The sequence below is a fragment of the Streptomyces milbemycinicus genome, from assembly GCF_002154605.1.
In the GTDB taxonomy this organism is placed as follows: domain Bacteria; phylum Actinomycetota; class Actinomycetes; order Streptomycetales; family Streptomycetaceae; genus Streptomyces; species Streptomyces milbemycinicus.
Genome location: NZ_MUNE01000082.1, coordinates 1 through 11,292 on the forward strand (window position 1 = coordinate 1; position 11,292 = coordinate 11,292).

Annotated in this window: 11 protein-coding genes; 6 read left to right on the plus strand and 5 right to left on the minus strand. The window is 71.1% G+C overall.

Annotated features, from left to right (window positions below):
• A partial coding sequence (locus CCN51_RS07590; RefSeq protein ID WP_107425938.1) for an FAD-binding and (Fe-S)-binding domain-containing protein occupies window positions 1-2,595 on the minus strand: 2,595 nt, incomplete at its 3' end.
• A gap of 66 nt (window positions 2,596-2,661) precedes the next feature.
• Between CCN51_RS07590 and CCN51_RS54815 the strand changes: the two genes are divergently transcribed.
• Window positions 2,662-2,871, plus strand: coding sequence for a hypothetical protein (locus tag CCN51_RS54815; RefSeq protein ID WP_211303208.1), 210 nt, complete (start codon window positions 2,662-2,664; stop codon window positions 2,869-2,871).
• 10 nt (window positions 2,872-2,881) lie between these two features.
• Window positions 2,882-4,000, plus strand: coding sequence for a phosphoserine transaminase (gene serC / locus CCN51_RS07600; protein WP_014177479.1), 1,119 nt, complete (start codon window positions 2,882-2,884; stop codon window positions 3,998-4,000).
• A gap of 84 nt (window positions 4,001-4,084) precedes the next feature.
• Here the strand turns inward: serC and CCN51_RS07605 are convergent, their stop codons facing one another.
• Both CCN51_RS07605 and CCN51_RS07610 read right to left on the minus strand, forming a co-directional pair.
• Entirely contained in the window at window positions 4,085-4,927 is an 843-nt protein-coding gene (locus tag CCN51_RS07605) for an ABC transporter permease (RefSeq protein WP_014177480.1), read from the minus strand.
• Entirely contained in the window at window positions 4,927-5,982 is a 1,056-nt protein-coding gene (locus CCN51_RS07610) for a daunorubicin resistance protein DrrA family ABC transporter ATP-binding protein (RefSeq protein WP_014177481.1), read from the minus strand. The genes CCN51_RS07605 and CCN51_RS07610 overlap by 1 nt, the downstream gene beginning before the upstream one ends.
• Before the next feature lie 171 nt (window positions 5,983-6,153).
• On the opposite strand from CCN51_RS07610, the gene CCN51_RS07615 reads away from it, so the two are divergent.
• A complete protein-coding gene (locus CCN51_RS07615) occupies window positions 6,154-6,921 on the plus strand; it encodes a TetR/AcrR family transcriptional regulator (RefSeq protein ID WP_014177482.1) in 768 nt (255 codons plus the stop codon).
• A 50-nt stretch (window positions 6,922-6,971) separates the two neighbouring features.
• Here the strand turns inward: CCN51_RS07615 and CCN51_RS07620 are convergent, their stop codons facing one another.
• Entirely contained in the window at window positions 6,972-7,976 is a 1,005-nt protein-coding gene (locus CCN51_RS07620; RefSeq protein WP_014177483.1) for a membrane protein, read from the minus strand.
• 270 nt (window positions 7,977-8,246) lie between these two features.
• On the opposite strand from CCN51_RS07620, the gene CCN51_RS07625 reads away from it, so the two are divergent.
• From CCN51_RS07625 to CCN51_RS07635, 3 genes are all read left to right on the plus strand, one after another.
• Entirely contained in the window at window positions 8,247-8,783 is a 537-nt protein-coding gene (locus CCN51_RS07625) for a hypothetical protein (protein ID WP_143675740.1), read from the plus strand.
• A gap of 206 nt (window positions 8,784-8,989) precedes the next feature.
• Window positions 8,990-9,460, plus strand: a complete 471-nt coding sequence (locus CCN51_RS07630) for a hypothetical protein (RefSeq protein WP_014177485.1) — start codon at window positions 8,990-8,992, stop codon at window positions 9,458-9,460.
• Window positions 9,461-9,515: 55 nt separating this feature from the next.
• On the plus strand, window positions 9,516-10,511 hold the full coding sequence (locus tag CCN51_RS07635; RefSeq protein WP_014177486.1) for an aldo/keto reductase: 996 nt from the start codon (window positions 9,516-9,518) through the stop codon (window positions 10,509-10,511).
• Between the two features lie 162 nt (window positions 10,512-10,673).
• On the opposite strand, the gene thpR is transcribed toward CCN51_RS07635, so the two are convergent.
• Window positions 10,674-11,237: an RNA 2',3'-cyclic phosphodiesterase gene (gene thpR / locus CCN51_RS07640; RefSeq protein ID WP_014177487.1), complete on the minus strand. Its 564-nt coding sequence runs from the start codon at window positions 11,235-11,237 to the stop codon at window positions 10,674-10,676.
• Between the last annotated feature and the right edge of the window lie 55 nt (window positions 11,238-11,292).

Genomic DNA, 11,292 nt, shown 5'->3' on the forward strand with positions numbered 1-11,292 from the left:
GTCGTCGGCCTTGGGGGGTTGCCAGTCGGGGGCGTGGTCCTCCAGGGCCTGGGCGAAGGTGGTGACGGCGTCGGCGAGGCGGGCGGCTTGGGCGGCCTGCGGGTCGGCGGGGCCGAGGAGTTCGGGCAGATCGGTGCGGAGGGCGGCGGTGCAGCTGGGTTCCAGGCCGACCACGGGGAGCCCGGCGTCCAGGGCCGGGGCCATGACGTCCAGTGTCCGTCGCATGACGGACCGGGCCCGGTCGAGCTGCCCCGTCGACACCCAGGTCAGCCCGCAGCACACCGGCTTGGGCGGCACGACCACCCGCAGCCCGGCCGCCTCCAGCACGGCGACGGCCGACCTGCCGACGGACGGGGAGAGGTAGTTGGTGAAGGTGTCGGGCCACAGTACGACGGTCCGCCCCGGTACAGCCCCGACATCGCCACGCCGTACCCGCCTGCGCCACCACCGGGTGAACGGCTCCGGAGCCAGAGCCGGAATATCGCGTTCCGGCGCGATGCCGCCCGCTCGCTTCGCGAGCGCGGCCAGCGGCGCCACGCCCGACAGCGCATTGAGCACCGGAGCCGCCCGGAGGGCGGCGCCGGCCCGTAGCCACAGCGGCAGCCAGCCCATCGAGTAGTGCGCGGCGGGGCGCACCCGGCCCTCGTAGTGGTGGTGCAGAAACTCCGCCTTGTACGTGGCCATGTCCACCCCGACCGGGCAGTCGCTGCGGCACCCCTTGCACGAGAGGCACAGGTCGAGCGCCCCGCGTACCTCCTCCGAGCGCCAGCCGTCGCGGACGACCTCGCCCGCGAGCATTTCGTGGAGGAGGCGGGCGCGGCCGCGCGTGGAGTGCTGTTCTTCGCCGGTGGCGCGGTAGGAGGGGCACATCACGGACGCGCCGGAGACGGACTCGTTGCGGCACTTGGCGACGCCCACACAGCGCCGCACCGCCGCCGAGAAGTCGCCGTTGTCGTGCGGATAGCCGAACTCGACGTCCACCGGGCGCCTGGGCAGCACGGCGAAGCGCAGGTTCTCCTCCATCCGCTGTGGGCGGGCGAGGGCGCCGGGGTTGAGGCCGCCGGCCGGGTCCCACAGGTCCTTGAAACGGGAGAAGAGCCGGACCATGTCGTCGCCGTACATCTTGGGCAGCAGTTCGGCGCGGGCCAGGCCGTCGCCGTGTTCGCCGGAGAGGGAGCCGCCGTGGGCGACGACGAGGTCGGCGAGGTCGGTGGAGAAGGCGCGGAAGACGCGGATCCCGGCATCGGTCAGCAGGTCGAAGTCGATGCGTACGTGGATGCAGCCGTCGCCGAAGTGCCCGTACGGGGTGCCGCGCAGCCCGTACCGCCCCATCAGCGCGCGGAAGTCGCGCAGATACGCGCCGAGGCGGGCGGGCGGTACGGCGCAGTCCTCCCAGCCGGGCCATGCCTCGCTGCCGTCAGCGCTACCCGGAAGACGCAGCCGGGTCGCGGTGCCGGAGGCGTCCTCGCGGATCCGCCACAGGGCGCGCTGGCCGGCCGGGTCGGCGACGACGGTGTGGTCGGTGGTGGCGTCGGCGGCCGCGCGGGCCAGGGCTTCGGCGCGGGCCCGGGCCTCGTCCGGGGTCTCGCCGCCGACCTCGACGAACAGCCAGGCGCCGCCCTTGGGCAGGCCGGTCGCGCCCGCGAGCAGGTCGGCGGCCATGCCCTCGACGGTGAGCGGGCCGTGGGGCAGCAGGGTGTGGGCGGCCTCGGCGGCGGCGCTCTCGTCGGGGTAGCCGAGGACGGCGAGGGCGCGGGCGGCGGGCGCGTCGACGAGGCGTACGGTCGCCTCGGTCAACACGCCGAGGGTGCCTTCGCTGCCGGTGAGCGCGCGGGCCACGTCGGCGCCCTTCTCGGGCAGCAGCGCGTCGAGCGCGTAGCCGGAGATACGGCGGGGCAGTTCGGGGAAGCCGGTGCGCAGCGGGGCGAGGTTGGCGTCGACCAGGGCGCGCAAGCCCTCCCGCAGCCGCGGCGGCAGCCCGTCCAGGCCGCGCCCGGCGCGCAGCCGTTCGCCGCCGTACGTCACGACGTCCAGCTCGCGTACGTTGTCGGCGGTGGTGCCCCAGGCGACCGAGTGGGAGCCGCACGAGTTGTTGCCGATCATGCCGCCGAGGGTGCAGCGGCTGTGGGTGGACGGGTCGGGGCCGAAGGTCAGCCCGTACGCGCCGGCCGCCGCCCGCAGGTCGTCGAGGATCACGCCGGGCTGGACGACGGCGGTACGCGCGTCCGGGTCGAGGGAGACGATGGAGCGCATATGGCGGGTGAAGTCGAGGACGACGCCGACCCCGGTGGCCTGTCCGGCGATCGACGTGCCGCCCCCGCGCGCCACCACGGGCACCGCGCGCTCGCGGCATACGGCGAGCGCGGCCGCGACGTCGTCGGCGTCGTACGGGGCGACGACCCCGGCGGGCACCCGCCGGTAGTTCGACGCGTCCATCGTCATCAGCGCGCGGCTCGCCGCGTCGAACGAGACCTCGCCGCGGACGGCCCGGCGCAGCGCCCGCTCCAGCTCGCGTGCTTCCTCTGCCTTGTTTGCTCCGCCTGCCTTGTCTGCTCCGCCTGCCTTGTCTGCTCCGCCTGCCTCGTGATCAACCATGTTCCCCATGGTCCCCGGCAAGTGGCCGGTGGCGTCAACACGATCGCACGCACCGTCGGGGGCGCCATGGGCGCCCAGATCGCGGTCGCGGTCCTTGACGCCGCGGACCCCGCCAAGGCCCCCGGTTTTCCCGCCGAATCCGGCTACACCAGCGCTTTCGCCGTCTTCGCCCTCGTGGCCTGCGGTGCTCTCGGCGCCTCGTGGGCCATCCCGGGGAAGAGACACCGTGTCTCATCGGGTGGACACCAGGGCAGGTTGCGCATACCGACGGATTAGGCTTCCGTCCGTGGCTGAGATCCGGATTCCCGCTGACATCAAGCCCGCCGACGGTCGCTTCGGCTCGGGCCCCTCCAAGGTACGCACCGAGGCGCTGAGTGCGCTGGCCGCCACCGGAAGCTCTCTGCTCGGTACCTCCCACCGCCAGGCCCCGGTCAAGAACCTGGTCGGCAAGGTGCGCGAGGGCGTGCGCGAGCTGTTCCAGCTCCCCGAGGGATACGAGGTGATCCTCGGCAACGGCGGGTCCACCGCCTTCTGGGACATCGCGACCCACGGCCTGATCGAGGCCAAGTCCCAGCACCTGTCGTTCGGCGAGTTCTCGTCCAAGTTCGCCAAGGCCGCCAAGCTCGCGCCCTGGCTCGACGAGCCGACCGTGATCTCCGCCGACCCGGGCACGCATCCGCTGCCGCGGGCGGAGGACGGCGTGGACGTCTACGCCCTCACCCACAACGAGACCTCGACCGGTGTCGCCATGCCGCTCGAGCGGGTGGCGGGCGCCGACGCGGGCGCGCTGGTGCTGGTGGACGCGACGTCGGGCGCGGGCGGTCTGCCGGTCGACATCGCCCAGACGGACGTCTACTACTTCGCGCCGCAGAAGTCCTTCGCCGCCGACGGCGGGCTGTGGATCGCGGCCTTCTCCCCCGCCGCGCTGGAGCGCGCCGCGCGTGTGCACGCCTCGGGCCGGCACATCCCCGAGTTCTTCTCGCTGCCGACGGCGATCGACAACTCGCTGAAGAACCAGACCTACAACACCCCGGCGCTCGCGACGCTCTTCCTGCTCAACGACCAGCTGGAGTGGATCAACGGGCAGGGCGGCCTGGACTGGGCCGTACGCCGCACCGCGGCCTCCTCGGGCGCGCTGTACGGCTGGGCGGAGGAGTCGAAGTTCGCCACGCCGTTCGTCACCGACCCGGCCAAGCGGTCGCAGGTCGTCGGGACGATCGACTTCAACGACGAGATCGACGCCGCCGCGGTCGCCAAGACGCTGCGGGCCAACGGCATCGTGGACACCGAGCCGTACCGCAAGCTGGGCCGCAACCAGCTGCGGATCGCCATGTTCCCGGCCGTCGAGCCGTCGGACGTGCAGGCGCTGACCGCCTGTGTGGACTACGTCATCGAGCATCTGTGACCTGAGGAACCCGGGAAGGGGCCCGCGGCCGACTCGACGGCCGCGGGCCCCTTCGCGTACGTACGCTCTCAGCCGCTCAGCCGCTCAGCTGCTCAGCCGCTGGAAGCGGCGTACGGCCAGCGGCAGGAACACCGCCGTGAGGGCCACCGGCCAGACCACCGCCATCAGCGTCGCGTGCTGCTCCACCCAGCCGCCCCCGCCGGGGACCGGGTTGCCGAACAGGTCCCGGATCGCGTTCGCGGTCGACGAGACGGGGTTCCACAGCGCGATCGCGCCCAGCCAGTCGGGCATCATCGCGGGCGGGGTGAAGACGCTGGAGATCATCCCGAGGGGGAAGGCGACCGCGAAGAGGTTCCCCGCCGCCTGCTGGTTGGGCACCAGCAGCCCCAGATACACCCCGACCCAGATCAGCGAGGACCGCAGCAGGATCAGCAGCGCGAAGGCGCTCAGGGTCTCCGGCAGGTTGCCGTCGGGGCGCCAGCCGACGGCCAGGGCGATCGCCGCGAGCACCGCCAGGTCCACCGCCGCGCTGATGACATCGGCGACGCCGCGCCCGCTGACCACCGCCGAGGGGGCCATGGGCATGGAGCGGTAGCGGTCCATGACGCCCTTCTCCTTCACGACGGCGACCGCGACGGCGGTGCCCATGAATCCGTTGGCCATCGTCATCGCGAACATGCCGGGCAGCGCGTAGTCCTGGTAGTCCGCCCCGCCGCCCACCTCCATCGCGCTGCCGAAGACATAGACGAACAGCAGCACGAACATCACCGGAGTGCCGAGCTGCCAAGCGATGGCGGCGGGATAGCGGAGGATGGTGATGAGCTCGGTCCTGACGATGGTCAGGCAGTCCGCCACCGCCCAGTACGCCCGCCGCTCCGGTCCGTCCAGGACCGTCGGTATCTCTGCCGCCTCTGTCGCGGTGCTCATCAGTCCTCCTCCCGCTCAGTCCCGGCGCGCTCCAACGCGCGAGCTTCCCTCGTCACTGCTCGCTCGTCCGCCTTCTGGCCGCTGCTCTGTTCGTCCGTACGGTGTCCGGTGAGCCGCAGGAAGACCTCGTCCAGGGTCGGGCGGCGCAGCCCGATGTCCTCGACGGCCACGCCCCGCTCCTGGAGGGTCCGCGCGACCTCGGTCAGCGCCGCGACCCGGTCGCGCACCGGGGCCGTCACCCGCCGGTCCTCCCGGTCGGCCGCTGGCTCGGCCGCCCCCGCGCCACGGTCCATCACCCGCGCCACGGCCTCGACGGCGGCGGGCAGGTCGGTGGTCCCCCGCACCACCACCTCGATCCGGTCCCCGCCGATCGCCCGCTTGAGCTCGGCCGGCGTATCGTCGGCGATCTTCCGGCCCCGGTCGATCACGGCGACGCGGTCCGCCAGTTGATCGGCCTCGTCCAGGTACTGCGTGGTCAGCAGCACCGTCGTACCGCCCGCGACCAGCGAGCGGACCGCCTCCCACACCTCGTTGCGGCCGCGCGGGTCGAGCCCGGTCGTCGGCTCGTCGAGGAACAGCACCTGAGGGGCGAGGATCATGCTCGCGGCCAGGTCGAGCCGGCGCCGCATGCCGCCGCTGTACTCCTTGGCCACCGTATCGGCGGCCTCGGTCAGCCCGAATGTGCTCAGCAGTTCGTCGGCCCGCCGCGCGGCCCGCGCCTTGTCCAGATGGAAGAGGCGGCCGAACATCACCAGGTTCTGCCGCCCGCTCAGCATCTCGGCCACCGCCGCGTACTGGCCGGTCAGCCCGATCCGGCGGCGCACCTGACGGGCCTGCCGCGTGACGTCGAACCCGCCGACGAAGGCCCGGCCGCCGCTCGGCCGGGCCAGGGTGGCCAGGATCCGTACGGCCGTCGTCTTTCCCGCGCCGTTGGGGCCGAGCAGCCCTTGGACGGTGCCGCGGCCGACGGCCAGGTCGAAGCCGTCGAGCGCGTGCTTGTCTCCGTACCGCTTCCGCAGCCCTTCGGTGAGGACCGCCCATTGCGCCGTGTCCAAAGAAGCCGCATCCAAAGAAGCCGTGTCCAAAGAAGCCGTGTCCAAAGAAACCCCCATAGGAACCCGTGCCGCCACTCACTGGGTACACCGTACCCAATTACGAGTACACCGTACCCAGTTTTGAGTACGGCGTACTCAGTTCTATGGCCGCGGCGTTAGGATGAGCCCGCGATGACGACCACCGAACACAGCGGCAGCGGAGACATCTCCCGCAGCCTGGAACTGCTCTGGGGCACCGGTGAGCGGCCCAGCCGCGGCCCCAAGCCCGGGCTGACCCTGGAGCGGATCGTGACGGCCGCCATCGCCGTCGCCGACGCGGAAGGGCTCGCCGCGGTCTCCATGCGGCGGCTGTCGGCCGAACTGGGCACCGGCACCATGTCGCTGTACCGCTATGTCCCCGGCAAGGCCGAGCTGCTGGACCTGATGCTGGATCAGGTCCAGTCCTTCGACCCCGACGCCCACGCCGTGGATCTGGGGTGGCGGGAGACGCTGGAGATGGTGGCGCGCGGCGCCTGGCAGCTGTACGAACGGCACCCCTGGCTGCTCCAGGTGGACCAGGCGCGCCCCCTCCTCGGGCCGAACGCCATGGCGGGGCTGGAGTTCGCGCTGCGCGGCCTCGACGGCCTCGGCCTCACCGACCGCGAGCGGATCCATGTCATCGTGACCGTCGACGGGTTCGCCACCGGCGTCGCCCGCACCCATCTGAACTCGGTCATGGCCGAGAAGCGCACGGGCGTCAGCGACGCGGAGTTCTGGAAGGCACACGCGCCCGTGGTGGAGAAGGCGTTCGCCGGCGGCAGGTTCCCGATGCAGGCGGCGCTCGGCGAGGACGCCTTCACGGGGCGGGGCGAGGACGTCTTCGAGTTCGGCCTGGGGAGCCTGCTCGACGGCATCGGGGCGTTCATCGCGGCCCGCGCCCGCGACACCGCCGAGAAGTAGACCCCCGCCCCTGGAAATCAGTGGCGGATCAGCGGCGGATCAGCAGCGGATCAGCGGCGGCGGAAGAGCGTGCGCAGGCCGAAGAAGAGGGCCGCGGCGACGGCGAATGTCAGCGCGCCCTTGAAGAGATTGCGGTCCTTCTCCTTGTCCGAGGCCGCACTGGCCCCCGTGGAATCCCCGCCCCCGTTCTTCTTCTGCTCCTTCGCCGTCGCGTCCGGCAGCAGCTCCCCGTCCAGCTTCACCGCGGTCACTTTGCTGCTCGGCCCCTCCGTGCCGTACATCAGCGTGCCGCCGTCGGGTGTGAAGGTGACCGATTCGCCCTGCCGCTGCAGCGGCAGATCCGGCTCCTCCTTCAGGTCTTCGAGCTTGCCGCCGCGCCATCTGAACTCCGCGACCTCGAAGTACCCGCGGAGCACGAGTCTGCTGGCGTCCGGGGCGAAGGCCCCGTCCGTCACCTCCATGCCGATGTCGTCGACCCGGCGGAAGATATTCGTCCCGGAAGGGGACAGCGTTTTCGGTCCGGCGTACAGTCCGCCGTCCTTCTGGCTCTTGCTGGCGATATAGGCTCGGCCGGTCTTGGGGTCGATCATCATCGCCTCGGCGTTGCGCGGGCCGTCCTCGTATTTCACGGTGTACTGCACCGCCCTGACCGTGGTGTTCTTCAGCGTCTTCGGCTCGGGGAAACGGTAGATCCACACATGGGACCAGGTCCCGTCCAGGTTGTCGCCGATATCGCCGACGTAGATGTCGCCGTCCGGCCCGATCGAGATGGCCTCCACGTCGCGCGGGCTGCCGACGCCGCGCATGGTGACGGTCGCGACCGTGCGCCCGGTCTTGCTGTCGACGGCGTAGATGTACGGGCCGTCGTCACTGTCGTTGTGCGTCCAGTAGACGCCCGGGTGGGCGCGGCTGGCCGCCAGGCCGCTGGACTCGGTGATCCTGGAGTCCTCGATCGTGAACGAGGACGGCGACGTGTGGTCGTCGGCGGCGGCCGGGGCGGCGGCGGGCAGAACCACCAGTGCGGCGGCGCCGAGGACGGACGGAAGCGAACGCATGGGCCAAGCCTGCCATCCTGGCCCGGAGCTGAGGGGGCGGCAGTCGGCCAGGGGCGGCTCAAGGGCCGCTACACCTGTCTGATTGACTTCGTCGAGAACGGGCAGATAACGAATAAGCGAGCACTCGACACCGGCTCGCCACACAAATTCATAATCTCCGGATTAGTTGCGCTGATCTGGAGATTAATTTTTGGAAATTTATCGGTCAATTGACGCAAAGCGGACCACGGCGTTGCGTCGAAGAATAAACCCGCCCTACGGTCTTGCCTCATGAGCGAATACGGTGGTTCTTCCTACGCACAAACCGCGCCGCCCGTGCACGGGGGCGCTCCGGCGGACTCCGGGCCGGACAAGAAGTTCGCGATCATCGGGATCGTCGGCGCGGTCCTCGCCCTGGTCGGCTCCATGGTGAACTGGGTGGTCTCCGGCGTCGATGGCGCCGACGGCGGCATCAAGGGCATGGACGGCGACGGCGTGATCACGCTGATCGTCTCCATCGTCGCCGCGCTGGCCCTGGTCGGCGCCCTGGTCACCAAGAAGGCTCCGCTCTACCTGGGTGGTGCGGTCCTGTCGCTGGTCACCGCGGTCTTCGCCGTGATCAACATGGCGGACCCGGCGCGTCTGGTCGCCGCGAAGTTCGTGGACGAGGAGAAGGTTTCCGACAGCGTCGCCGAGAAGGCCGCGGAGGAGGCCGTGAAGCAGCTCGACATCTCCGCGGGTCCCGGCCTGTACATGGTGCTGATCGGCGCCCTGCTGACCGTGATCTTCGGTGTCCTCGGCTTCATGAAGTCCCGCAACAGCCGATAAGAAAGAACTGATTCGGCAGGCAGTACAGGCAGTATCCGAGAGCCCGCTTTTCGGCCGCATTCCGGCCGAGAATGCGGGCATTCGAATTTTCCGGGGCGGCCGTCCGGAGTTTCCACCGGACCGCCCGGCATTTCCCCCGAACCGTCCGACGATTTCCCCGGACCGTCCGACGATTTCCCCCGGCCACCCGGCGCTATGATCGCCGCGTGGCCGATATCTATGACCTGATCCTGTCGGTGAACCTCCCCGGCACCCTCTCGGACACCGAGATATCCGAGCTCCGCTGGCACCTGGGCCTCGCCCCCCAGCCCGCCACCCCCCTCTCCCTCGTGACCGACTACGCCGAGCCGCTGATCGGCGACGACGGCCAACCGGAAGAGGACGAGCAGGGCAACTGGCTGATGAGTTACGAGCCGTACCCCGTCCTCGCCGCCAAGGGCCCCGCCCACCGCGCCGGCGTACTCCTCTCGGCCCTGGAGCCCGAGACCCGCGGCGGCTGGGCCCTGACGTCCCGCCAGGAGTTCCACCCCGACGAGCTCGACCGGGTGGACGAGCTCCTGGTCTGGCTGCACGAGCGGGCCGTCGACTCCCTCCGCTTCCAGTGCCATGTGCGCTTCTACGAGGAGGACACCTTCGCGCCGGTGTCCGTCACCGAAGGTGAAGTGAACTGGCCCTGAGCTGACCCGGCGGACCCTTGATTAGAGCGCACTCGAAGGGCTTGGCTAGGCGTTCATGGAGTACACGCAGCTCGGACGTACGGGACTCAAGGTCAGCCGAGTAGTCCTCGGCACCATGAACTTCGGCCCGCAGACCGACGAGGCCGACAGCCACGCGATCATGGACGCCGCGCTCGACGCGGGCATCAACTTCTTCGACACCGCCAACGTCTACGGCTGGGGCGAGAACAAGGGCCGCACCGAGGAGATCATCGGGAGCTGGTTCGCGCAGGGCGGCGGCCGGCGCGAGAAGACCGTGCTGGCGACCAAGGTCTACGGCAACATGGGCGTCGAAGGCGAGCCCTGGCCCAATGAGGACAAGCTCTCCGCGCTCAACATCCGCCGTGCGGTCGACGCCAGCCTGAAGCGGCTGGGCACCGACCACATCGATCTGTACCAGTTCCACCACGTCGACCGCTCGACCCCCTGGGACGAGATCTGGCAGGCCATCGAGGTCCTGGTGCAGCAGGGCAAGATCCTCTACGCCGGCTCCTCCAACCACGCCGGCTGGCATATCGCCCAGGCCAACGAGGCCGCGCGGCGCCGTGGCTCGCTGGGGCTGGTCAGCGAGCAGTGCCTGTACAACCTGTTCGAGCGGCGCGCCGAGATGGAGGTCATCCCGGCCGCGCAGGAGTACGGCCTCGGGGTCATCCCCTGGTCGCCGCTGCACGGCGGGCTGCTGGGCGGGGCGCTGCGCAAGGAGCGGGAGGGCGGCGGAGCCCGCAGCACATCCGGGCGCAGCGCCGATGTGTTGAAGGACAGCAAGGTCCGCGACCAGGTCCAGCGTTACGAGGACCTGCTGGACAAGCACGGACTGGAGCCCGGCGAGGTGGCCCTGGCGTGGCTGCTGACCCGGCCCGGGGTGACCGGCCCGATCGTCGGCCCGCGCGTCGCCGAGCAGCTGGACTCCGCGATCCGCGCGAGCGAGCTGACCCTGAGCGAGGAGCTGCTGACCTCGCTGGACGAGATCTTCCCCGGCACGGGCCCGTCGCCCGAGGCGTTCGCCTGGTAGGCCCTGGCAAGCCACGTCATGCCGTGGCGGCGGCGCACGGCCGAGCCTCAGGTTCAGCCGAACGCGGCCGCCACGGCGACGACGACGAGTATCAGCACGAGCGCACCGCTCATGATCAGGTTCCTGGTCTTGGGATCCACGCCTCGAGGGTAACGGGACCGCTCAGTGGCCCAGCGGCCAGTCGGCCATCACCTCGTAGCGTGGCTGCGCGCCCGCGACCCCGGGCGTCGGCGGATGGCTGCACACCAGGCTGAGCTCGGGCACCGTCCAGGCGCCGCTCTCGAAGTCTTCGAGCCCCGCCACATACGGCCGCAGATCCGCGCCGCCGCGGCAGCGTGCGAGCGTGAGATGCGGGTGGTAGGGGCGGTGCCGGTCCATATGGAGACCGGCCCGCCGGGCCCCGGCCTCGGCGGAGTCGGCCAGCTGCCCCAGGGTCGTCCGGTCGCCCTCGACGCCCACCCACAGCACCTTGTCGGAGAAGCGGCCGCCGCCCGCGAGCCGGACCTCGTGGGGCGGATGGCGGTGGGCCGCCCGCGCCAGCCGCTCGTGCAGCGCGGGCAGTACGCTCTCGTCGACCTGGCCGAAGAAGGCGAGCGTGAAGTGCCAGCCCGCGCGCTCGGTCCAGCGCAGCCCGTCCGCGCCCGGCAGCCCGCGCAGCGCCGCCACCCGGGAGGCGAGCTCGGCGACGGCCGCCTCGGGGGGCAGCACAGCGGCGAAGAGTCTCATCCGCCCAGTCTCCCGCAGCGCCCGCCCGCCCCGCCTGCCCCGCCTGCCACGGCCC

Bases quoted from the DNA above. Each gene is read 5' to 3' on its own strand.
- CCN51_RS07605 (WP_014177480.1), bottom strand. From the start codon at position 4,927: ATGAGCACCGCGACAGAGGCGGCAGAGATACCGACGGTCCTGGACGGA.
- thpR (WP_014177487.1), bottom strand. From the start codon at position 11,237: ATGAGACTCTTCGCCGCTGTGCTGCCCCCCGAGGCGGCCGTCGCCGAG.
- CCN51_RS07635 (WP_014177486.1), top strand. From the start codon at position 9,516: ATGGAGTACACGCAGCTCGGACGTACGGGACTCAAGGTCAGCCGAGTA.
- CCN51_RS07620 (WP_014177483.1), bottom strand. From the start codon at position 7,976: ATGCGTTCGCTTCCGTCCGTCCTCGGCGCCGCCGCACTGGTGGTTCTG.
- CCN51_RS07625 (WP_143675740.1), top strand. From the start codon at position 8,247: ATGAGCGAATACGGTGGTTCTTCCTACGCACAAACCGCGCCGCCCGTG.
- CCN51_RS07615 (WP_014177482.1), top strand. From the start codon at position 6,154: ATGACGACCACCGAACACAGCGGCAGCGGAGACATCTCCCGCAGCCTG.
- CCN51_RS54815 (WP_211303208.1), top strand. From the start codon at position 2,662: ATGGGCGCCCAGATCGCGGTCGCGGTCCTTGACGCCGCGGACCCCGCC.